Here is a 24,700-nt window from a genome sequence, read left to right as displayed (position 1 = left end):
ACTATGACGTTGATAGGACGCAGGTGTATAGGTGGAGACACCACAGCCGAGCGTTACTAATTGCCCGAAATTTCCGTGTTTGGCGTTTTTTCCAAATCTTGTCGTGTTTGTATGTTTGTCTTTCACGGCCGCAATGAAATTGAGGTGGCTTTGGCGCGGAGGTTCCACCCCTTCCCATTCCGAACAGGGCAGTTAAGCTCCGCCACGCCGATGGTACTGCGCAAGCGGGAGAGTAGGTCGCCGCCGTTTTGACAGGGCAGAGTTCCGGTGGGTGTAGAAACCCCGATGCGAACTCTGCCTTTTTTTATTTCTTCCCCTCCGAATAAACTCCTTTTTGTTTACTTTTTTTATGGCTGTCACAAATAAAATCATAGGATTTAATCGTTTTTTTTGTGAAAGAGCCAAAAATCAGCATTTTATTATTACATTTGTACTCGAAAAATAACTAATTAACGAACAAATTAAAATTCGGAACGAAAAATGAAGGTTTTAAAGTTTGGAGGAACGTCTGTCGGATCTGCACAGAGAATGAAAGATGTAGCCAAATTGATTACTGACGGTGAACAGAAAATAGTAGTTCTTTCTGCTATGTCGGGTACAACCAATACGCTGGTTGAAATTTCGGATTACTTGTACAAGAAGAATTCTGATGGTGCAAATGAGATTATCAATAGGTTGGAAGCTAAGTATAAACAGCATATTGATGAACTTTATTCTACGGAAGAATATAAGCAGAAGACGTTGGAATTTGTAAAATCTGTGTTTGATTATATTCGTTCGTATACCAAAGATATTTTTACGCTGTTTGAAGAAAAGGTAATTTTGGCTCAGGGGGAAATCATTTCTACGAATATGATGACAAATTATCTTTGCGAACAGGGTGTAAAAACTGCGCTTATTCCTGCGTTGGATTTTATGCGTACAGATAAGAACAGTGAGCCGGACTTGACTTATATTCGCGAGAAGTTAAACCTTCAGTTGGAAGCTAATCCGGATTATGAAATTTACATTACGCAAGGATTTATCTGCCGCAATGCTTATGGCGAGATAGACAACCTTTTGCGTGGCGGAAGTGATTATACCGCGTCATTGATTGGTGCTGCCATCAATGCTTCAGAAATTCAAATCTGGACAGATATTGACGGTATGCACGATAACGACCCGCGCGTTGTGGATAAGACTTCGCCCGTACGTCAGTTGCATTTCGAAGAAGCTGCAGAACTGGCTTATTTCGGTGCGAAAATTCTTCATCCAACCTGCATCCAGCCGGCCAAGTATGCCAATATCCCCGTGCGCTTGCTGAATACAATGGAGCCCTCGGCTCCGGGAACATTGATTTCCAACGATACGGAGAAAGGTAAAATCAAGGCAGTAGCAGCCAAAGACAACATAACAGCTATTAAGATTAAGTCGAGTCGGATGCTGTTGGCTCATGGGTTCTTGCGCAAAGTATTTGAAATCTTCGAAAGTTACCAGACTCCTATTGATATGGTATGTACTTCAGAAGTTGGGGTATCGATGTCGATAGACAATACCAAGCATCTGAATGAAATCGTAGACGATTTGAAGAAATACGGTACGGTGACTGTCGACCATGACATGTGCATCATTTGCGTGGTAGGCGATTTGGAATGGGAGAACGTTGGTTTCGAAGCTAAAGCATTGGATGCGATGCGCGATATCCCGGTACGGATGATTTCGTTCGGCGGAAGCAACTATAATATTTCCTTCTTAATTCGTGAGTCAGATAAGAAGCGTGCTTTGCAATCTTTGAGTGATGCTTTGTTTAACGGGAAGAATTAAATTATGAAAGGGATATTTCCGATTGATAAATTTCAAGGATTAAAAACTCCTTTTTATTATTACGATGCAGGTTTGCTGCGCGATACCTTAGCGGCTATCAAGGCAGAAACTGCTAAGTATAATAAGTTTTGCGTGCATTATGCAGTTAAGGCGAATGCCAATCCCAAAGTGCTTGGAATTATTCGTGAAAGCGGGTTAGGAGCCGACTGCGTAAGCGGGGGAGAGATTAAAGCGGCAATCAAGGCCGGATTTCCTGCCAGCAAAATCGTATACGCCGGTGTGGGAAAAACCGATTGGGAAATCAATTTAGGTTTGGATTATGATATTTTCTGCTTTAATGTAGAGTCGCTTCCTGAACTGGAAGTGATTAACGAATTGGCTGCCGCTAAAGGGAAAATTGCACGAGTAGCTTTCCGTATCAATCCCGATGTAGGAGCACATACACATGCTAATATCACAACGGGGTTGGCAGAGAACAAGTTTGGTATCAGCATGGCAGACATGGATAGAGTAATAGATAGAGCTTTAGAGATGAATAACGTAAAGTTCGTCGGGTTACATTTCCATATCGGGTCGCAGATATTAGACATGGGAGACTTCATTGCACTGTGTAACCGTGTGAATGAGTTGCAGGAAAAACTTTTCGCGCGCCAGATTATAGTAGAGCATATTAACGTAGGTGGAGGTTTAGGCATTGATTACTCACATCCTAACCGCCAGCCGATTCCGAACTTTGCTGAATATTTCCTTACATACCACAAGCATTTGCGCTTGCGTCCTCAGCAAACGTTGCATTTCGAGTTGGGACGTTCCGTTGTGGGGCAGTGTGGAAGCCTTATAACACGGGTTATTTACGTAAAGCAGGGGACTAACAAACAGTTTGCCATCGTAGACGGAGGTATGACAGATTTGATTCGTCCGGCTTTGTATCAGGCATATCATAAGATAGAAAACATAAGCTCGGATGAAGCGGTGGAAACTTACGATGTAGTAGGGCCGATTTGTGAATCGTCAGACGTATTTGGTAAAGCCATCGACCTTAACCGGGTTAAGCGAGGAGATTTGATTGCACTTCGCTCTGCCGGAGCTTACGGAGAAATTATGGCATCGGGGTATAACTGCCGCGAACTTCCGCTTGGTTATACATCAGATGAATTAGTCTGAGTCATTTTATCGGATAAATTGATAAAATAGATAAAGAGTTTATTTTAAGCCGGGGTCTTCAAAATTCTAACGGTAGAGTTGGTCAGTTCTATGGGTAGAAACAGCAAACGCTACCGCATGGGATGAGTAATGCTACCCGTAGTGTTTTGAGGGATATACAGGCGGAGAATTTCTCCTTTTGCTTTCGCAGGTAAGAAAGTTTAAGTAGTCTTATTTATTGAATAGTTCGAAGGTAAATTTACATCCTACTGATGTGAATTTACCTTTTTCATTTCCTATAAAGACACCCGCATCAAAGATATGTGTGCCAAATCCATATCCCAATTCGATATAAGGATTCAAGTGAGGTACGAACAGGATACCCGCATAGAGACGCTCTTTTTGGATGAAAGAAAGCAACTTCGAGACCGGATAAAGTAATATGAAAGGAGCTTCGTAAGTTAAATTTCCGTTTACGTAGTGGTTCGAAGCGTTATACCACCGCGAATCCAGCGTCTGAAAAGTTCCGCCTATGTCATCATTCCATCCCTGTGGCAAGTTCCGGTTGGCAAAGTTAACGTAATCAACGAAATACATATCCGAACGGTTTTGATTTGTGAAAAATCCCGCACCGAGGCGGTAAGAAAGGGTGCGCACATTCCGTAACCGGATCATCTGTTCTATCGAGAACTCTATGCGCTCATATTCCCCCGAATTGTTTAAAATACGTATTCCCCGTTCGTAATCCAACGTCAGGGTGGGATAGTAAGAACCTACGTTTATTTTACGGTTTCCGTTCATGTAATAATACATGCCCGGCGTCCATTGTATACGGATACGCGGAGCAAAACTGTTGTAGCGCGAGCGTACGCGGGCTTCTACCTCCGGAGTGCTTTTGGTATAACGCCAGTGCATGGCTATACCCGCCCATACGTTCAGTCCGTTTATTATTTCGATATTGTGTGAGACGTCTAAATAAATATCTTTAAAGTAGTCTAACTCCAGCCCTTCGAATGAAAAAGCACTGTCGGGGAGCGCAGCCAACTGATCGAGCACCACACTGCTGTAAATGCGGTTACCGTTTCCGGCATGTACTTCGATAGAGCCGTGGCGTCGAGGATTATAAACATACTCTACGTCTGCTTTTGCATAAAACTCTTTTTTCGTAAAGTTATAACCTATTTGGGGAGCGATGCGTAACAGCCTGCCGTCATGAAACAGTTTGTTATATTTAAATACCTGCCTGTATGAAATACCGTTGCGGTGGCTGTAACTGACTAGCAGCGGGTTTATCAGAGGCGAACAATTCACTGTTCCGAATTTGGAGATGTCGATGTCGTAACTGCTTATCAAGGCATCACCTAATTGTCCTAAATAAACAAGGTTCTTTTTCCGTTTTGAAGGTTTTGCGTCAAGCGTATCTGCCGCTTTTTGCCGTTGCCGTTCGTCAGCCATCCAGTACAAAGAGTCTTCACTTGCACTTAGCGGGATGGGACGGATGCGGTTAAACGAATCCCGGTCTGAAATCAGGCTGCTTGTATCGCAGGTTAGCGTATACGATTGCGACAAATTGTAATGTTCTTTTTTCTGCTTTCTGAATACTGCCAAATCTTCACCCGGTTTCCTCAGTACGATTTCGTTATACTTCATCCATCCTGTATATTTCATAGTCAGATGGTTACGCAGAAACTTAAAGTTCAGTGTCAAGTTTAGTAAGATAGGGAGGTATTTGCTCTCTTCCGTATCCCCCATTTTCATGGAAAGATGAAAATGTATCAGGTCATACTTCCCGCTGACGTTTACGTAACGTATGGCCCAGTCTTCCGATGAAATCCAAATAAACCCTTCTAAGAGTTGCGTGCTGTGATAGCGGGGTATAAACCGGATTTTATACAGGTTGCTGCCTAATTGAGGGCTGATCGAGTCGAGCAAATAGTAATAATGCACTTTAGCACTGCGGTTAAGGGGAGATAATATTTTGTTTTCCATCACCGAAGGCGCATAAAGATTGAATTTCATGTAGTCGAATATGTCGAATATTTGTCCCCGGTTACTGGGAAACGTACTCGAAACAGCCCTGATTTTCCGGTCGTAGATAGAAGGAGCCGTATAATGGAACTCACTGATAGATTCGTGTAAATAATTGTTTACCCCTTTTTCGAGCCGGAACATCGACGGGATATAGCGGATAATGCGATTCTGTTTGTGTATCTGTAACTGTCCCTTCAGGTACAAGTCACCCTTATAGCTTTTTACTTCTTGCGAATAGAATGTAGCCGAATTGAAAATATGCTCCAATACAGAGTCTGGAACAAACGATTTTTCAGGAAGAGACGCAACTTGGTTGCGTGCTTCTCCAGTAATCGGATGTAAGCCTAACACGAGCATTATCATCCAGCAGGCCACATATAAACGATAAGTGTACATAATTCGGGGCAAATATATAACAAATGACTTTGGAGTGGATATTTTTATTAATAAAAAAGGACAAATTAAATATATTATTTTTACCTTTGTGCTGAATAACATGTTTTCTCGAACGCTTATGGTAAAAAAGGAACTGACTGAAGCTGAAGTTGCCAAATGTATTCCCGATTTATGGCAACCTTTGACACAGGAGCAACGTGATTATCTTGCCCAAAATTTTGTGGTTCAGAAGTATAAGAAGAATGAAACAATTTACTGCGAGGGAGAAACCCCCATGTATTTGATGTGCTTGCTGAACGGAAAGGTGAAAATCTATAAAGACGGGGTAGGAGGGCGTAGCCAGATTATCCGTGTAATCAAGAGTCAGGAGTATTTTGCTTATCGGGCTTACTTTGCCGAAGAAAACTACGTTACCGCTGCTGCTGCGTTTGAGCCATGCACCATTTGCCTCATACCTATGCCTGTTATCATTACGCTGCTGAGAGAAAATCCCGAACTTTCCATGTTCTTCATTCGTCAGCTGTCTAAAGACTTGGGCATAGCTGATGAGCGTACCGTAAGCCTTACCCAAAAACATATTCGCGGGCGTCTTGCCGAATCGTTGCTGTTTTTAAAAGATACATACGGGGTGGAAGAAGACCAATGTACGCTGAGTATTTATCTTTCGCGTGAAGATTTGGCGCATTTGTCGAACATGACAACCTCGAATGCCATCCGTACATTGTCGAACTTTGCTGCTGAGAAACTTATAATTATCGACGGTCGGAAGATAAAACTTTTAGAGGAAGAAAAGCTGAAGAAAATCAGTAAAATAGGATAAAGCCTGTTCCTTCGTCGGAAGAGGTAAAGAGATTATAGGGGCGTATTTGCGGATACGCCCCTACGTTTTATATATCAAACTGACGTGTCTCTACGTTATAGGTTACTGTGTATACCGTGCCGGACGAAATGGTTTCGCCTGCTTCTGCTCCACCGTAACTGCCCGATTGGTTAAACGGCTCGTTGTCGGAGTTGGTGGCATTCAGCGTATAGCTGAAGGCAGCACCTTCGGTGTAAGAGAAATAGGCCGTTTCACCCTCTTGCAGACTGACGGAACGTTCGCCTACGGTGGCTGTAAAGGTGCATGAAGAGAAGTAGCCGCTATACTCTTCCGGCAGGCTGAATGTTACCCCGAAATTTATCATCGGTACGCTGACTTCCACCGAAGTGGTCTGTTCGGCTTCTACGGTAAATGCCTGTTCGGTGTAGTACACCGGTTCGCCCTTTTCGCTGTTCGTCCACGACGAGTTTGTTTCGTAACTGCTGCTGTACGCCTTCAGCGTGTAGCTTCCGCTTTCCAGTCTCACCTTATCGGCTGTGTCGTCAAGCGATTGCAGCAAACTGCCGTCCTGCCAGATTTCCACCGTCAGCGGTTCTTCTCCGCTACGGGTAGCAACGATGCTTTCATTCACAGTCTGTACGGCAATGTCGCTGATAGACAGATAGCCGTATCCGTTTGTTTCAGGAGTTTCTTCTTGCTGGCAGCTTGCCAACAAGAAGGTTCCGAATATGCAGTATAGTAGGGGATGTTTCATAGGTTCTGTTTTTATTTATCGTAAACTAATGAGATGTCGTCGATGTAAAGCATACTGCCGATATGTGCATTCCAATCACCCATTACAGGGAAAGAGATTGATTTCTTTCTATCAAAATCGTTTTTTGTAAATTCAGTTTTAGTTGTAGATAAGAATTGTACGAATACCGAAGTCGCTGTTTTGGGAGTTTCTACATAATCAATAGCAACAGTAGCTTGCCGCCAATCGCTATCTTCCGAAGATTCAGTCGGAATAAAAGTTCCGCTTGCTATAACTTCATCTCCATTTTTTAATTCGATATAGGCTTTAAATGTATCGGTGTTTTTGGGGTAGTAGCGATAATAAAAAGTAAATGCTGATGGACGTACCGAGAAAGCATGTCCTTGATTTATGGTCTCTGTACCATCACTCCAACTGTAAGAACCGATAAATAAACTACCGGCAAATGCGCCTTCTTCGTAGATTACTTCACCTGTGGAGGTATAACCTCCTCCGTGTCCCGAAGTATAAATTAGTGCGGAACGGTTATCTCCATGTTTGATGGTTTCTGAATAACTTACACATGGGGCAAAACATACAGGATGTCCCATTCCCAAAATAATATTTCCATCTTGGGAGCGTAAATTGTTTGTATCCCACCAATTATCGCTCAGATTGGCAGTATATGGGTAAAAATAGTAATATGTTTTCTTTGTAAACCAACTGTCAGAAACTGTAAATTCTTCTCCTTTTGATGTACTCCATTCTTCCATATTCGAGTTAGGCAACTGCATTGGAGTTTCAAGTTCAATATCGACGGGTTCGCTGGCTATGCCCTTACGGTAGAAACCGCGAACTTGGTAAGTCTTATTCGTCGGATGTTCGGCGAACTGTACTAACAAATTATCGCAGTCTGTCCATGCTTCCGTTCCACTTTCGCGATACTGATACTTCAGATTGGCTTTTATCGTTTCTGCGTTGCCCATGGTAACGGTTGCTTCATCGATGGTAAACTCCTTGCTCCAAATATTGTTCGGATTGACGGTAACGCTAAATTCCGGTCTGCTACAATTCAACGTATAAACCCGATTGGCCGATTCATCCTCGCTGCTCCAGCGTCCGTTAGCCTGTACATCTACTTCGATGGTGTTGGCAGTGGTGGTGCCCGCATTGGTCTGCATACGAGCAACTAACGGAGACAGGTCAAGACTTGCCGATTCGCTTCCTACGGCGGGGAGCGTGATGCCCAGCGCGTCTTCTACCGCTTTCTTATCCGCTTCGTCGGACAATACATAGGTTTTATCGCCGTTCAGCGATGTGAATTGTTCATCTTCGAAATGGAATTTCAGCTTCATGTCCTGCAAGGCAGAAGCGGTATTCAGTTTGATAACGGCAGTGGGAGTCTCTGTTTCGGCGAACGAGAGCTGGTTGTCGGTAAATCCTTCCGCTTCCAGTTTCGGTTTCGGCAGCCACGTTTCAGGCAGGGTTTCCGATACGGTTACCTGTTTGATTTCTGCCTTCGTTACCGTTAGCGGAATCTCATAACGGTCCGGTTCGGGCGACAAAGTCAGAATCAGGTGCTCGGCAGCCTGAAGCGAGGTAGAGATACCTTCAATCTGAATGGATTTTTCTTCTGTCTCTCCCGATTTGACAGCATGGAAATACACCTCAAACGATGACCCGGCGCGGAAATAAGCACTCTTCGTTGTATCTTGAATGTGTACCGTGTCGCTTTCTACTTTCACCTCCACATACCAGTTGCTGTAAACGTCGCTGAATTTCTTTTTCTCTTCGTTATATTTTACTGAGAGCAACGAGTTTGCCACCTTACAGGGGATGCTGACGGCAGTTACTTGGTTGGTCTTTATTTCTTTGGCACTCACTTTCCCTTCGTAGTAAGGTGCATCCAACGCCAATGCGGGGTTTTCGCCACACACTGCCGCAAGTTCGTAAAATCCGGCTTCGGCATGAATCACGTCAGAAGTATATCCACCGTCGTACACCACTTCTCCCGTGGCGCTGCGTGTAATTTTTATCTGAAAGTTTTCTGCTGCCGCTCCCAATTCTTGCGGAGTGGCACGCGATACGGTTACGGTAACCGGGTCGGTGAGCGATACTAAAAATCCCGTTTTGCCCGATAAAGAGTTGAGGTCGTCTGTCTGACTGCAAGCTGCAAATGTCAGTGCAGATACCAATAAAGAGAGATAAACTTGAATTTTATTCATATATTAATTCCATTTCGTCTAAATACATTGTGCTGCTTTCACCTCCTACAAACAAGTTTCCGTATTTGCTGGAACTGCATACTATAATTAAATACTGCGGTGTTACGTTTGTGCGGTAATACTCCAAAGGAACGTCAATTTGTGCATATCCGTTACGTTCACTGCCTGATACATCTACTCCCGATTGGTATTCCCCATAAGCAATGACAGAAGAAGCTCGTTTGTTGAATATATCATATCTTCGGGTGCGAAGTTCTATTTTTTCTGTGGTTAGCGCAATGTAAACGTGGCATGTATCGTTCTGTCCTTTCATGTAATCCCAATCATCCCGTTCTGTAGGAGTCCGGCTAATGGTAGAAGTAGTGTATTTCAAGTGCATCCGTAAAGTAGAAGGGAAAGCAGAAAATTCACGTCCTAAGGTTAAGATACCATGCGTTCCGTCTGTTTGGAAATCTCCGGTAAAAAGGTTTCCTGCTGCCAGTTTCATTGTTAGCCATTTCGTTTGTAAGCAGGCAGCCCTTGTACCGCTGTATACAATTTCTGTTTCGGGGACGGAGTTGCTGTTTGCTATGATTGTTGCCCCTTCGTTTCCGGTAGTCCAATACGTATTTTCACCTTGTACTCCCGGATGCCATAACGTTCTTCCACTGCTTGTTGTTTCGCTCCACCAGTCTTCGAATCCTCCGTTCGTCAGCGGGGTGGCGGGAGCTGTGGTAAACGATTCGGAAGTTACGGTTGATCCGTTTATTGCTACTTGGTATTGGTAGCTGGTTCCGCCGGTCAGTCCTGTGATATCCGCCGAATAGCTGGTTCCGCTTACCGTAACAGCCGAAGATGAAAGCTCAGTCCAGTTGGACGCACTGGTTTCTTTGTAAGAAATTACCGGAGTTTGACCGCTCTGTATGTTTCCGCTTATCGTAGCACTGGTAGTTCGGGGAAAAATGCTTGCCGTCGAAGTGCTTCCTTCGCTGTGATACACATAAACAGTCCATTCTTTTGCTGTATCTTCCCATCCTTGCGATACTAAGAATTGCTGAGCCGAACTGAAGTCATGCACCGTGGTAGGGTCGGGAGTAACTGTGCCCGAAGCTCCGCCCAAGTTCATGGTATTTACTTGGATGTTCGACAAGTCAGTATCTGTCGATACATAAATAATGGCAATACGGTTTTCCGTGTCTATTACCGAACTGATTTGTCCGGTTACGTCGATGTTTCGTTCGATGATTTGAGTAACGTTTACCGTCCACTGGTAATCTTGATAAGTTTGCAAGGTAAATTTCACCGGATTCGTAAAGTTTACCCGTGTATCTGCTGTATTGTCGAGCGTTTCAAACCCGGTAGTGGGAAATTTGGAATAGTCTACACAAACACTTGAGTCTACCTGTATGGTAGCTTCCGAAGAAACTGCAAACTGGGTGATGCGTAACTTGGTTAAGTCTACCGTATCGTCTACGTATAGCGTTACTGTCCGATTAGAGGTACTGATAACAGCTTGGTTGCCCGAACCGTCGGGGGCGGCACACTGTCCTTCTACGGCAAACGATTCGATATTGCCTTCCACTATCGGATAAGGAATGTCATTCTCTATTTTACAAGCGTTCAACGCCAATAGTCCGGCTGCTATATAAACAATCTTTTTCGTCATACTTTAATCCATGAGGGGTTATAAATAGAAAGTCATACCAATGTTGATGGAAAACAAATTGATTTTAAAGTTTCCGGAAGTAGTCCGTTGCTTTCCTGTTTCCACCTGATTTGTTTTTTGATCTCTCCATTTGAAATCAAATCCCATGATACCCATCGAAACTTCCACTGCCGACCAGTCGGTGATGAAAGCAGTAACACCCGGTGCGAAACCGATTTCCAAGTTATGGGTCGTTTCAAACGTACCGTCGTATTGCGCTCCCGAACCGGTGGAGTTTTTTCCGCGTGCATATCCGTAAGTGATACGGCACTCGTTAAACAGACCGAATATCTTGCTGCGCCCTACCGGAAGATAAGTACGTAAAAAGCCTGCTACCTCATACTTATGTTCCAAGTAATACACATCGTCTAAGCTGATGTTGAAATCTTCACCCAGATTTAAGTCGAGGTTGCCTAAGTCTAAGTACGTCCGATTATACCCGAAGCGGAGACCGGCAGCCATGTTATCTCGGAAGAAATATCCTACAAAAGGACTTACCTTGAAATCATACCCTTTACCTTCAATGTTTTTCAAGACTGTAAAGTTCAGGTTATCTTCGTTATGTTCCGAGTAAGAAATCGTACCTCCCGCCATCCATTGCCCTTTCGGGACAAATACGGATTCATGAATGCCGCGATCGATACGTTTTACGCGGTGAGGATTGATGGCTGAAGCGGTTATTACGCTTGCCGATAGCAGAATAAATGTTAAAAGTTTAGTTTTCATTCTTCATAAGGATAACCGAAAGGGGAAATCCTGTTTCAGATTCCCTCTTCCGGTTAGGGTTATAAGATTTATAATTCTTGTAAACAAATGGTGTCTCTTTTTGGTTTAATGTGCCGGTTCGCCATCGTATACCAAAGAGAAGTCGTCAAGATACATCAAACTGCCTGTACTTCCCGTAAAATAATCTCCGTATTTACTTGCCGAAGCTACTACGATGATGTATTTAGGTTTACGGGTCAGATCGCGGTACGTTAAGTTGATTGTAAATTCTTTCCAATCGCTTGTGGTAACACAGTCTGTTATCGGAAGTTCTCCGTATGCAATGATATTCGGGTCGTTGGCGTAATCAACAAAGTTACCTTCACTTGTATTTACGGTATAAGGTTCATCTGCATCGCTAAGGGCTATATAGATGGCACACATATCTGTTCCACCATCTTGTACAAGTGCATCCGAAGGAGTTGAATCCCCGTAGTAGTCTACTGTTCCCGATGTATATTGGAACCATCCGTGCAAAGCTGTCGGACGCGCTGTGAACTCAGAACCAAATTGGATTTCTGCTCCACTCATGCTGATTGTCTTTACAAAGTGTCCTGTGTAAAGATTACCGGCTGCAAATTGGCCTAAAAATCCTCCAACTCCAACAAACTGCGATTGCAATTTAGCCGATTTTCCTCCATTTGTATGAACAACTCCTTCTTCAGGCGAAGTGGGGTTCTTCGACATCAAGGAAGCTCCTTTGTTTCCTGAATCCCAGAAAGCATTCCCGTTGTTGTAGTTGGCTTCGGCAACTGCATACCAAACACCACTGGCTTGATACCAATTATCGAAATTACCGTTATATAGTTCTGTAGCATCTTCTGTGGTAAACTCTGTTATTTCACTGTATTGCTCATCATTATATGCCATGCGGCTTTCATACGTTGTGTTCGGTTGCAGCGAAGTAATGGTTGCCTTGTAGTCTTCACCGTCTTGCGTTGCAGCTACCGTAGTCCATTCCGCAGCGTCTTTTTCACGGTATTGGAATGTGATGTTTTCCGGAGTCAGCTCACTGCTTGATGCTTGTCCGGTCAGGTAAACCAGTTTCGCCCACGCATTTGCCGTAGGAGCTGAAAGCGGAGCTGAGTCAGGCGTGGTTTTGATATAGAACGTATACGTATATTCTTTGGTGCTTGGGTCTACGCTGATTGAAATGTTTCCCTCACCGCTGCCTTCGCTCACCTTGTAATTCAAGATGTAGTGGTCGCGTGCTTGTACACCTTTAATTATATCGTTTTGCGTAAAGTTCTCGTTGTCTTTATTGGTTACAGATACCGTTGCTTTCAGGTCGGTTACAGGGAAATAACCCGATGGGTTTTCTTGTCCCATGATGAAAGTCAGCGGGTCGATACCGGTATTGTCGGCATTGTCGTCGATTTCCACGTTGGCTGCCGTGAACGCATCGATAAACGATTGGTCGAAGTTTACCGTAACCTTGACGTTGGCAAGCGTACAAGTGATGGTTTGGTTTACTTCCTTATCTTTTTCAATCGTAATTTCCGCACTTCCGGCATAATACGGTTTGTCGAATCCGGAAGTTGCACCGTCGAATCCGGCAGATGAGGCTTTCAGTGTGTAAGTACCCGTAGCCAGTGCGATTTGCTGACCTTCCCATTCGGTCCAATTCGATGTTTCTTTAACCACTTCTCCATCTGCCGAAACAATCTGAATACCTATCTGTTCGGGGTTGTAAGGTGCTTCATCGGCACGGGTGGTGACAGAGGTGTTGACGCCTAAGTTCAGGCGCAAGTAACCCACGTTGCTGTTTGACAATTCATCTTCATTTTGACAAGATGCCATCAATAAGACGAACGCAAACATCGAGCATATAATTGATACTATTTTTTTCATATTCACTAATCTTTTTGACGGTTATTCTGCTGCCGGATTGATAGTAACCCGCAGTTCATCTTCTACTTTATTGCCTTTTTGATCTTCCAATGTGATTTGGAATGTGTGTGCGTTCGGGGCTGTGGCTCCAAATCCATTCATTAAATTGAAGAAAGCTCCTACCGGGAATGTATAAGAAGTATCGTCTACACTGGGAGCGCTTACAGATGAATCACCTAAAAATGCTCCGAGTACCTCTCCTATTATCTCGTTACCTACCATCTCAACTCCGTTTACAAAATCCAATCCCAATCTGCTTAAATCGCTGATGGTTGTTCCAAAATCTTCATTTCCGGCAACAATCTTTACGATCATAGACTTCAGTCCGTTGGGGGCGCTGATAATAACATCTGCACTTGCAGGCTGATCGCTGCCATTCAGCGTATAAACAATATTTCCATCGCTTGGCATTTGCATGGTCGGTGCATTTTCATCCCCCGGTTCTTCCGGTTCAGTCGGTACATCCTCTACCGGGATTTCAACTGTTTCGTTGGTATCACTGAAAGTAATGTCAACATTGATAATGAAACCAATCTGCGGACGGTTATCTTCCGAAGGTTCGTTTTCATCGATGTCGATGTTGATATTCAGTACATCGCCTCCCGTAAAGTTGTCGCTGTCGTCGCCATACGACTGGTCAGCATCCGCTTTGGTGAATTGTTTCTGGTCGGTGATTTTCGTACCATCGGTCGTAGTGGCTTCGATATTCATCGTCATGGTCGTAACATTGTCGCCCAAATGCCAGTAAACAATGGTGTCGTTTACGTTCTCGTTAGAGAAAGTAATGACATGGCTGTCTCCGTCGTCAATGTTAATAGTCCATGATTGGAACATGCTTTTAAAATCATCGCTGTAACCCATGTCGATTTTGGTGTTTGCCATTTTACAAACCACCTCTACCTGCGACGTTACTCCGTTGGTTATGGTCAGCGTTTCGGTGCCTTCATAATACGGGGCACTCATTTGTGTTTGGATATCGCCTTCCGTACTTGCCGAAACCGTATACGTACCTGTCGGCAGAGTTAAAGGCTTAGGCAGTTCCGAGTAAGTATAAGTGTACGTATTTTCTGCATTTTCCGTATTCGTGATTACCACGTCGAAGTTATCTGTAGAAATGCTGCTTCCCGTATCAGCACGGCTTTCTGTTTGAGCCACAGCCACCGACAATTCCAGACTTCCTGTTTCGGTGGAAGATCCGTTGCCTCTCATTTCGTCTGCCATTTCACACGAGGACAATCCGGCTACCAGCGCCATGCCCAGCGTAAATATATTTAATTTTTTCATCATAATATCGTAAGTTTAGTTTTTAATCAATCAAATCCAATCGTTAGGAACTTCGATGTCTTGCTCGTGGTCGACAGTTGAAGTATCGATTTTTACCGAAATAGAAATATTGCCTTCAGCATCCGGAGCTTTCGGAGACACGTTGATGGTCAATCCCGTTTGCGGACTCATTGTGTAAGTCTTGTTGGTGGTAGACTGTGAGCTGTCAGAGATTTTGGTTGTAGAAATGGTTACGCTCACCGATTCGTTTTCTTCCACCTTCAGGTATGCCGGGTCGGTATCGGTTTTACTCCATACAAAAGTCTCGTCGCCTAACGCAGTTGTTTTAAACGTAACATAGTAATCGCTGAAATACTCGCTCATGCTGTCGGCAAACTTCACGCTTACCTTTGCGCAAACCGGCTTGCAAGTAACCGAAACGGTTTGAGTAGCAGCCTCTTCACCGGTCGAAGGAGTAACGGTAACGTCGGTTACGCCCTCTACATACATACTTTCTCTCGATACGGCTTGATCTTCTCCGTAAAAGGCTTTCACCTGATAATTTCCGGCATCCACCTTGATGGAAGAAGGCAAATCCGCATAATTCCAAGTGTTCAGAACTGCCGACTCCTTTATCAGCTGAACCGTATAGTTGTTCAGGTTCTGATAGTCGGACTCGTCAAGCGCACGCGACTGAAACCCCGTTTCAGCCGTAACATTCAACGAAATAGTGCCCTCTCCCGACGGCTGTGCGTCGTTTTCAGAAGAGCAAGATGCCATTAAAGCTCCCGCTCCCATCAGGCAACAAAAAGAAAAAAACTTCATATCCATATAATTACCGTTATTAAAATTTCGGTGCAAAGTAATGGCAAAGCTAAAAAACTCACAAGGTCAATTTTTATTATTTTTGTTCTGTTTTTTACGTGCACATATTTTTGTTTGTCATAAATACCCTATTTTCGCGATTTTATACATTTTTCATTCTTTCTTTTATAGTCTAAATTTCAAATTCATTACTTTTGTGTATGAGGAAATATAAATACGATTGTCATGGAAAAAGACTTGCCTAAAATCGATTTGCCCGAAGACTGGGTCATCGGGACAGACATCAATAAAGAGCTGCTCAGTTTATATACGAACTACCCCGTGCGGCTGAAATGTGAGATATTTGTACTCTGTATGGAAGGAGAAGTAGAAGCGTCGGTAAACCTGAACCATATTTCGGTGAGGGGGAACGATGTGATTACACTTATGCCCGGAAGTATTTTTCAGGTTCATAGTATCAACGGCGATTTGAAAATTTATTTCTTGGGATTTTCTTCGCAGTATCTTGAGCAGGCAAGCCAAGCACATTCTATGCTGGAGGCGATTTACTCTACGCTTGGACGTCCTATCATTACGTTGAAGCCGGAGGGAGCAAAGATGCTGGAAGAGTATTTGCAGTTCTTAATCCGCATGTACGAAGGAATGTCGGAGAAGATACGTAATGAGATAACTTCAAATCTCTATGCAGACATACATAAGGGAATTTCTATACTTTATAAAAGTAAGAATTACGGGAAAGTGTCGCTTACGAAAAGCGAGCAAATCTGCCGTAATTTTACGCAACTGGTCATGTTGCATTACAGTCAGACCCGGAACGTGTCATGGTATGCCGAGAAGTTAGGCATCACTCATGCCCACCTCTGTACCACGGTAAAGCAAGTAATGGGTACGACGTGCGTCGACATCATATCGTCAATGGTCATCATGGACGCCAAGTCGCAGTTAAAGTCCACCCACCTCTCGATACAGGATATCTCCGATTCGCTGAACTTTGCAAACATGTCTTTCTTCGGGAAATACTTCAAACGCTACGTGGGAATGAGCCCGTTAGAGTACCGGAATAAGGGTTGAAAATCCGTCTTCAAACGCTTCCCATAGCGCAGGTGCGTTCTATGGGTAAGACTCCTCCTCCCATGCGGTAGCGTAAGGTAACGCTTCCCATAGAATTTTAGAGGGCTGTTTTGGGGGTGAAATGAATGCCTGTAACCGACTCCTACATTATTAAATAAAGGTTTTAAATCATTTTATTTGTATATCGGTATCAATAGGCATGTCTTATCGAGAAAATGTGTTATTTTTGTAGTTCCGAAACGGCTGTTTCGGAACTGGCTATAAAGATTAAGAATATTCTCATCGAAGAGTTCGGCAAGGATTACGGAATTTATTTATTCTGTCGGCTATCGCACGGGGAAAAAACTCTTGAGGCGAAAGCGAATGTTTTTCTGCGCGTAACAGGCGAGTAGATTACGAATCATTGCCCGATACGGTAAAAAATGCGTTGGATAACGGAAATAGGGTGCTGCTGATTCATAAATTTCCGGTGTGATGTAACGCCAACAGCGGAGCGGTATACCTGCCGGCAGCCGATGTAGGGGCGTATGGCATACGCCCTTGAATACATCAACTTATCCGTGCGAGTGCTTTGGGGCGTATGCGATACGCCCCTACACAGGCTGTCATAATCAGTTAGGCTTTACTGTTTATGCGGAATAGTAACTTCACGGTATGGTTTATTCATTGAACATCACTACTCCAATCTTCTTTTTACCATCCATCTTAACCGTGAGCGGACGCTCGAAGCGTACCCAGCGCAGGAACTTGGTTTCTTCTACGGCAGGCATACTGTCGAGCAGGGCTTGATTATAGATGCCGTCGTTCATATACGCATTGATGGTAAAGTAACCTACTCCGAACGAAGTGAGGTTCTGAAAGAAATGCGTACCCTGACTGGGGTCTACACGGTAATTCGTCAATCCGGCTTCTACGATGACGCGGGCAGCGGAGATGTTCGGCCATTTAACGGGAATGCCGAGCCACGTGTCGCTGCTTCCCCAGCGTCCGGGACCGACAAGAACGTAATGCTTGTCTTCATCCAAGAAACGGCGGTTCAGTTTCTCAATGTCGTAAGCAATCAACTGGTTGTTCGATGCCGAGTAACCATCGGTTTTTACGTAGATTACGTCTTGAATATCTTCCATGATGCCGTGACCTAACGAGTTTTCGCTCTTCAAAAGCAGGCGGTCGTCGGGGATGGCATTTAAATTTTCCTGCAAGTCGGCTTTCATGTCTACCATCGGGCGTATCTGTAACAGGTAGAATACGCCGTTCTTGGTACGGGCATTGAAATTGACGGCAAACTCGATTTCTACGGGTCGGCGCATTTCGCCCTGTCCGTATTTCTGCACTAACTGCAAGATGCGCGCCAGCGGGAATACATCGTGCTGGAGGATATTGGCAAAGGTGATGAGCTTGCGCCCTCCCGGATAAATACCGTCGCGGATTACCATGTCGTAGGGGTCGTAGGTTGAGGCGATGTAATTCAGTGCACCGTCGGCTTCGGCATCCTTCACGTGGAGTTTCAGCAGGTTAAACCCATCGTCTAATGAAAAGTTTTCGCCCATGTTTTTGAGGTCGAGCGCATAAAAGCGGGTCTGCGTTTCGCGCAAGGCGATCTCCATTTCGCTGGTCTGCAATACCTGATTGGGATGATACGGACAGACCCGCAAGGTCAACCCGCCATCGACAATGTATTTTCCTAATCCCAACGCAAGGCTTACCGTGCCCTCTTCTGCCAACTCGTCGTTGATAGGATAGTAGTTGACGGAACGCGCCACGCCCGAAATGGCAGGATAATACCGGTCGCCGTACTGCGTACCCACCACTTCCTGCAAGATAACCGCCATCTTCTCTTGGTCGATGACGTTGCTCGTAGCCTGCATATACGCCTTACTGTCTTTATAATACACCGAAGCATATACCCCCTTGATGGCATCGCTCAGCATACGCAACATCTCGTATTTATCATCAAGATACGGAATCATGTACGTAGAGTAAATTCCCGCAAAGGGCTGGTAATGGGAATCTTCGAGCAGGCTGGACGAGCGGATGGCGATGGGAGATTTCACTACTTCGAAGAAAGCAAAGAAGTCCTCCACTAACCGGTCGGGCAGCTTGGCGTGAAGAAAGGCTCGCAGAATCGTATCGTCATCGGCATCGCTCAAAGCTATTTGATAGAGCCGGTTGGTATCCATGAACTCATCGAAAATGTCGGTACACAGTACCACCGTTTTAGGGATAACCACTGTGGCATTTTCAAACTCCTCGAAATCGGGGTGCCGCTTCACCATGTTGTCGATAAACGCCAGTCCGCGTCCCTTTCCGCCCAGCGAACCGTCGCCGATACGGGCAAAGTTAGAATAACGGTCGAAACGGTCGCGCTGGAAAATGGCAACCACTCCCTGATTCTTCATTTTGCGGTACTTTACGATGGCATCGAAAATAATCTGGCGGTGCGCATTCAAGTCTTGCAGCGAATCCCAACTCATTTGTTTTACGAACTCTGCAAGCGGGAACATGGCGCGCGAATACAGCCACCGCGAGATATGATTATGGCGGATGTGGTACAGAAACGATTCGGCGGGAATAGAGAATAGTGTGTTCTGAAGCTCTTTCAGGTTATGGATGCGTGCTACCTCTTCCATCGTATTCGGGTCCCGGAAAATGAAATCGCCGAATCCGAAGTTATTGGAAACCGCTTCGCGCAAGTCGATATTCATTTTCTTTGAATTCTTGTCGATGAACTGCGCCTCTAATTGGTCGGCATACGCCCGGTTGCTTTCTTCCGCCGACTGAAGGATAAGCGGAATAAACGGGTCTTGCTTACGCACCTCCGTCAGCAGTTTGATACCCGCCAGCGGGTCGGTCACCCCATCGTGCGGGAAACGCGCATCCGAAATAATTCCCAGCATGTTATGACTGTATTTCTGATACAGCCCCATCGCCTCCTCATACGAGCGTGTCAGTACAATTTTCGGACGTCCGCGCATACGCAGCGTGCGCTGGTGTTCGTTCAGCGCTTCGGTAGCAAACTCCTGACTCTGTTGCAATACAAATTTATAAAGGTTAGGCAGCACGGACGAGTAAAAACGGATGGAGTCTTCTACCAGCATAATCATCTGCACACCTACTTCCTCAATGTCATGCTGCAAATTCATCTTGTCTTCTATCAACTTGATGATAGACACCAGCAAGTCGGTATTTCCCAGCCAACAGAAAACATACTCAAAGATACTCAGGTCTTCATGCTCCATGCGTTTGCGGATGCCATGCGAAAAAGGAGTCAGCACCACTAACGGCAGGTGCGGATACTTTTCTTTCACTTCGCGGGCGATGTCGAACGTATCGCTGTTGTCCGATGCAGGCATACAGATAACAAGGTCGAACATGGTTTCGCTCAACTTCTCCCACGTTTCTTCTGCGGTAGACACTTGTGTAAACCGGGGCGGATAACGGAGGCTGAGGCTCATGTATTCATTGAAAATCTTTTCATCGATGCGGCCGTCATCTTCCAGCATGAAAGCATCGTAAGGATTGGCTATGAGCAGCACATTGAAAATCCGTTTCGTCATCAGGTTGACGAATTGTGTATCCTTAAAATAGAGTTGATTCAGTTTTAATTTGCTAAGCATGTTTTTCCGATTTGATTTGCAAACAAATGTCGGTATTTCTGATGATTTATGCAAACGAATGCAACTAAAATGAAAATATTAGTAATCAATATGATGAATGGCTGTATTGGGTGCCTTCTTTCTTTTTATCATTATTTAAAGCAAAAAGCGGAGGGAAAATTTTGCTGTTTTCAATAATTACTTATCTTTGCACTTACAAAACATTTCATTTTGTCAGACCTTAAATAATAAGAAGTATGGATATTAATCGGATTATGTCATCTTTGGAGGCTAAGCATCCGGGTGAATCAGAGTATTTGCAAGCTGTTAGAGAAGTATTACTTTCTATAGAAGATGTGTATAACCAGCATCCCGAATTTGAAAAAGCTAAAATCATTGAACGTTTGGTTGAACCTGACCGCATTTTTACGTTTCGCGTAACTTGGGTTGACGATAAAGGTGAAGTGCAAACCAACTTGGGTTACCGTGTACAGTTTAACAATGCCATTGGCCCGTATAAAGGCGGTATTCGTTTCCACGCTTCGGTTAATCTTTCCATTTTGAAATTCTTGGGATTTGAACAGACTTTCAAAAATGCACTTACCAGTTTGCCGATGGGCGGAGGTAAAGGCGGCTCCGATTTCTCACCGCGTGGAAAGAGCGATGCCGAAATCATGCGGTTCTGTCAGGCATTTATGCTGGAGTTGTGGCGCCATTTAGGACCTAATATGGATGTACCGGCAGGCGACATTGGCGTAGGCGGTCGGGAAGTAGGTTATATGTTTGGTATGTATAAAAAGCTGACCCGTGAATTTACAGGTACGTTTACGGGCAAAGGTTTGGAATACGGCGGTTCGCTGATACGCCCGGAGGCAACAGGATTCGGCGGCTTGTATTTTGTAAAACACATGCTGGATAAGAAAGATATCGACATCAAAGGCAAGACAGTTGCTATTTCCGGTTTCGGAAACGTGGCATGGGGGGCAGCAACCAAAGCAACTCAATTAGGAGCAAAGGTAGTTACGCTTTCCGGTCCTGACGGATACATCTATGACCCCGATGGCGTGAGTGGCGAAAAGATAGATTACATGCTTGAACTTCGTGCTTCGGGCAACGATATTGTGGCTCCGTACGCAGAACGCTATCCGAGCGCAACGTTCGTACCCGGTAAGCGTCCGTGGGAAGTGAAGGTAGATATCGCTCTGCCGTGTGCTACCCAGAATGAGCTGAACGGCGAAGACGCTGCCATGCTTATTAATAATAATGTACTCTGTGTGGGCGAAATTTCGAATATGGGCTGTACACCGGAAGCTATCGATGCTTTTGTGGAACATAAGGTTATGTATGCTCCGGGAAAAGCAGTGAACGCAGGCGGTGTGGCTACTTCGGGATTGGAAATGAGTCAGAACGCCATGCACATAAGCTGGACGGCTCAGGAAGTAGATGACAAGTTACACCAGATTATGCACAATATTCACGAACAATGCGTGAAGTATGGCACAGAACCGGACGGTTATATTAATTATGTGAAAGGGGCAAACATCGCCGGTTTTATGAAAGTGGCTCATGCTATGTTGGCTCAAGGAATCGTTTGATAAAGTTTCAGAAGACAAAAGATATTCTCGTTTAGTTGTATTTGTATTTTGTATTTGTACATGTAGCTGCCTGCCTGTGAAGGTGGGCGGCTTTTTTATTGTTGTGAAAGTAAACGTTTCGGCTGGTCTTCGTTCTTTTAGTTAAAAACGCTATTCGTATGAAAAGAAGATTGGCTTGCTTTTATTTATTGTTGGTTATGTTAGGCCTTTTTGCCTGCACTTCCGATGATGCAACTTCTGTAACACCGTTTCGTGTAAGTATAACCGGAAATAGTGCGGTAGATTATCTTCGGTCGAACAATAATTCTCCATCAACTTCGTTTGTTGAAGCAGAAATAAAAGAAGGGAGTACGATTTCTTTTTATAGTAAAGGAGGAATAGATTGTCAAGGAGCACTCTTGACTTACGACGGCAGTCAATGGAACGGATTACCGGACGACCAATGGCAATCGGATGAACAGCCTGCAACTGTTACGGCATTTGCTCCGCCGGTCTTTGAGGATGAACAACAATTTTATTTAGAGGATGGGAATCTGAAAGACATTCTTTTCGTGAAGCAAGAGTGTCCGTGGGGGAAAGATATAACACTGGGTTTTAAACATCTTTTTTCATGCCTTTCATTCCGTCTTGATAAAAACTTGAACGAACAAATCACTCAAGTTCGTTTTACTCCTTCTGTTCGTGTCTTGTATCTCGATACAGAGACAGCTTTGTTTGAATACGATGACGCTGAGTCGGCTCCTACTATTTGTTTTACACAACACGCTGATGGCGTTTATACCTTTCTTGTGCCTTCTGTTAAGGCTGTAAATGTTGATATTGAAATTGTAATATCTTCAGAGAAGACTTTCCGGACACAGCTCGCTGCATCAGATTTTAGTGCGGGAGTATGTTATCAGTGTAATATTTTATATGATGACGGAACTGCCGGAATCTGTACGGCAGAAGACTTTATTGCATTTTCTCATCTTATAAATGGCGAAACCTACGGGAATAGAAGTTTGGAAGAATTTGGAATAACCTCTAATGGCATTGTTACATATAGACTGAAAAACGATATCGTATTTACTGATGCAGAATCAGAACGGCTTATGCCTATCGGTAGATTTGTTTCTAATACGCAGAAAAATCCGTTTTCAGATGTATTTGATGGATGTGGATATACATTATATAATATAGCTCTTCCTGCCAGTAAGGAAAATAAAGGTTCTAACGGACTCTTTGCTTATATTGGGAATACCGGTGTGGTGAAAAATCTCAGATTGGAGAACATTACCTGTAATATTACCAATGACGGGAATAACAATGGACTGTTGAGCGGTGTAAACGAAGGCATCGTAGATAATTGTCATTTGAAGAACAGCGTCGTTCGGGCGAAGAAGTCGGATATTACTGTTGCCGGGTTGGTTGGAATCAGCAGGGGTGTTATACGTAACAGTAGCGTGGAAGACCATACCCTTGCTTCGGCATTGGAACTTGCCGCCGGATTCGTTTACATCAATCAAGGCAAGATACAGAATTGTTATATTGCCAACAGCACTTATATGAAAACTACGAAAGGCGGAGAAATGACCTATCAGTGTTATGGAGGTGAAATATCGAATTGCTATGTTTATGGAGAGAATGACAAATTTTACAGCTTGGCAAATACAGCGACCAATAGCACGTTTAGCCATTGTTACTATCCGGAAGATTCATATATAAATTCGATTTCATCTCAGGGAGAAGGCAATAAAAAGGATTTTGTAAATTATTATGGAACAGATGCCATTCCCCGCCTGTTGCGACTGTTGAATGAGTGGGCAGACAGCATCAATGCTCTTTCTCCAAGCCCTCTGTTTTTAAACTGGGAAAAGAAAGACAATCCTCCGATTACATTAGTTATAGGGGAAAAATGAAAGTTGTAACTCTTGTCCGCTAAAAAAATGAAAACACTGTATATGCGTTCAATAAAATATTGTATTTTTGCAGCAAACGAAAAAATACAATGGAAAAGAATAAAAAACTGATAATAGTAATAGCGGCATTGATTGTCATTATAGCCGGGGTATCGTTCTTTGCTTTTAATGAAATGCACAAGAACAAGGAAATGACCGAACTTTTTGCCATCGAAAAGCAGGAGATGGAAAATGAGTATAGTACATTTGCCACCCAATATGACGAGCTGCAAGTACAGATAAATAATGACTCTTTGCGTGAAAAACTGGAAACCGAGAAGCTCAAGACCCAACGCCTGTTGGAAGAATTGCGTCAGGTAAAAAGCAGCAATGCCGCTGAAATCATGCGTTTGAAGAAAGAATTAAAGACGGTGCGTGCCGTATTGAGAAGCTATGTTATTCAGATAGATTCTTTAAACCGATTGAATGCTGCATTGAAAGAAGAAAACGAAGCGGTGAAAAGCAAATATTCTGCTGCTACCGTGCGGATTAATACGCTTTCTGAAGAAAAGAAGAACTTGAATGAAAAAGTATCGCTTGCGGCTCAACTGGATGCAACAAACATCAATGTGGTGGCATTGAACAAACGCGGAAGAGAAACCAATCGGGTGAGCAGGGCGAAAAAACTATCTGTTTCATTTACTATCGTGAAGAACATAACAGCAGAGACGGGCAATAAGACGCTGTATGTTCGGATTGCTAAACCCGATAACGAAGTCTTAACTAAAGGTTCTGGTTATACATTCGCTTACGAAAACCAAAATATCAGCTATTCTATAAAGAAGTATATCGAGTATACTGGTGAAGAACAAAATGTCACTGTGTATTGGGATATAGAAGAGTTCCTTCCCGCCGGTACATATCATGTTTATATATTTGCAGATGGAAATATGATTGGCGAAGGCTCGTTCAGCATGAAGTAA

The 24,700-nt window shown here is 44.0% G+C and carries 16 protein-coding genes and 1 rRNA gene; 8 read left to right on the top strand and 9 right to left on the bottom strand.

From position 1 onward, the window contains the following. Positions 1 to 140 precede the first annotated feature (140 nt). The 3 genes from rrf to lysA all read left to right on the top strand — a co-directional run bounded on the left by rrf (position 141) and on the right by lysA (position 2,967). A 5S ribosomal RNA gene (rrf, locus tag H9626_RS05655) occupies positions 141 to 249 on the top strand. 231 nt (positions 250 to 480) lie between these two features. After that, complete coding sequence (locus H9626_RS05650) at positions 481 to 1,803, top strand: aspartate kinase (RefSeq protein ID WP_178255932.1); 1,323 nt, start codon at positions 481 to 483, stop codon at positions 1,801 to 1,803. Between the two features lie 3 nt (positions 1,804 to 1,806). Continuing rightward, entirely contained in the window at positions 1,807 to 2,967 is a 1,161-nt protein-coding gene (gene lysA / locus H9626_RS05645) for a diaminopimelate decarboxylase (protein ID WP_178255931.1), read from the top strand. A gap of 210 nt (positions 2,968 to 3,177) precedes the next feature. Here lysA and H9626_RS05640 read toward each other — a convergent pair whose 3' ends face one another. Then, positions 3,178 to 5,373 carry a DUF5686 family protein gene (locus H9626_RS05640; RefSeq protein WP_191709823.1) on the bottom strand — a complete coding sequence of 732 codons (2,196 nt, stop codon included), beginning with the start codon at positions 5,371 to 5,373 and terminating at the stop codon, positions 3,178 to 3,180. 118 nt (positions 5,374 to 5,491) lie between these two features. Between H9626_RS05640 and H9626_RS05635 the strand changes: the two genes are divergently transcribed. After that, entirely contained in the window at positions 5,492 to 6,193 is a 702-nt protein-coding gene (locus H9626_RS05635) for a Crp/Fnr family transcriptional regulator (protein WP_178255929.1), read from the top strand. A gap of 67 nt (positions 6,194 to 6,260) precedes the next feature. Here the strand turns inward: H9626_RS05635 and H9626_RS05630 are convergent, their stop codons facing one another. From H9626_RS05630 to H9626_RS05600, 7 genes are all read right to left on the bottom strand, one after another. Further along, entirely contained in the window at positions 6,261 to 6,947 is a 687-nt protein-coding gene (locus H9626_RS05630) for a DUF4493 domain-containing protein (RefSeq protein ID WP_191709822.1), read from the bottom strand. A gap of 11 nt (positions 6,948 to 6,958) precedes the next feature. Next, positions 6,959 to 9,151, bottom strand: coding sequence for a DUF4493 domain-containing protein (locus H9626_RS05625; protein WP_191709821.1), 2,193 nt, complete (start codon positions 9,149 to 9,151; stop codon positions 6,959 to 6,961). Next, positions 9,144 to 10,796 (bottom strand): PCMD domain-containing protein, encoded by a 1,653-nt coding sequence (locus H9626_RS05620; RefSeq protein ID WP_191709820.1) that lies wholly within the window; start codon positions 10,794 to 10,796, stop codon positions 9,144 to 9,146. Before H9626_RS05620 ends, H9626_RS05625 begins: the two co-directional genes overlap by 8 nt. An 18-nt stretch (positions 10,797 to 10,814) precedes the next feature. Then, positions 10,815 to 11,561, bottom strand: coding sequence for a hypothetical protein (locus H9626_RS05615; RefSeq protein ID WP_178255925.1), 747 nt, complete (start codon positions 11,559 to 11,561; stop codon positions 10,815 to 10,817). A 105-nt stretch (positions 11,562 to 11,666) separates the two neighbouring features. Then, on the bottom strand, positions 11,667 to 13,451 hold the full coding sequence (locus tag H9626_RS05610; protein ID WP_191709819.1) for a DUF4493 domain-containing protein: 1,785 nt from the start codon (positions 13,449 to 13,451) through the stop codon (positions 11,667 to 11,669). Positions 13,452 to 13,472: 21 nt separating this feature from the next. After that, positions 13,473 to 14,777, bottom strand: coding sequence for a DUF4493 domain-containing protein (locus H9626_RS05605; protein WP_191709818.1), 1,305 nt, complete (start codon positions 14,775 to 14,777; stop codon positions 13,473 to 13,475). A 27-nt stretch (positions 14,778 to 14,804) separates the two neighbouring features. Beyond that, on the bottom strand, positions 14,805 to 15,584 hold the full coding sequence (locus tag H9626_RS05600; RefSeq protein ID WP_191709817.1) for a DUF4493 domain-containing protein: 780 nt from the start codon (positions 15,582 to 15,584) through the stop codon (positions 14,805 to 14,807). 219 nt (positions 15,585 to 15,803) lie between these two features. On the opposite strand from H9626_RS05600, the gene H9626_RS05595 reads away from it, so the two are divergent. Beyond that, positions 15,804 to 16,649: a helix-turn-helix domain-containing protein gene (locus H9626_RS05595; protein WP_191709816.1), complete on the top strand. Its 846-nt coding sequence runs from the start codon at positions 15,804 to 15,806 to the stop codon at positions 16,647 to 16,649. Positions 16,650 to 17,308: 659 nt separating this feature from the next. On the opposite strand, the gene H9626_RS05590 is transcribed toward H9626_RS05595, so the two are convergent. Next, entirely contained in the window at positions 17,309 to 20,266 is a 2,958-nt protein-coding gene (locus tag H9626_RS05590) for a PEP/pyruvate-binding domain-containing protein (RefSeq protein WP_178255920.1), read from the bottom strand. Between the two features lie 236 nt (positions 20,267 to 20,502). Between H9626_RS05590 and gdhA the strand changes: the two genes are divergently transcribed. From gdhA to H9626_RS05575, 3 genes are all read left to right on the top strand, one after another. After that, positions 20,503 to 21,840, top strand: coding sequence for an NADP-specific glutamate dehydrogenase (gene gdhA / locus H9626_RS05585; RefSeq protein ID WP_191709815.1), 1,338 nt, complete (start codon positions 20,503 to 20,505; stop codon positions 21,838 to 21,840). Positions 21,841 to 21,998: 158 nt separating this feature from the next. Further along, on the top strand, positions 21,999 to 23,738 hold the full coding sequence (locus tag H9626_RS05580) for a hypothetical protein (protein ID WP_191709814.1): 1,740 nt from the start codon (positions 21,999 to 22,001) through the stop codon (positions 23,736 to 23,738). 89 nt (positions 23,739 to 23,827) lie between these two features. Then, positions 23,828 to 24,700 (top strand): DUF8429 coiled-coil domain-containing protein, encoded by an 873-nt coding sequence (locus H9626_RS05575; RefSeq protein WP_178255917.1) that lies wholly within the window; start codon positions 23,828 to 23,830, stop codon positions 24,698 to 24,700.

Source organism: Phocaeicola faecium (assembly GCF_014837055.1).
Classification (GTDB): domain Bacteria; phylum Bacteroidota; class Bacteroidia; order Bacteroidales; family Bacteroidaceae; genus Phocaeicola; species Phocaeicola gallinarum.
Note: the sequence above shows the minus strand (reverse complement) of the source record. Positions and strands in the feature narration are given on the sequence as shown.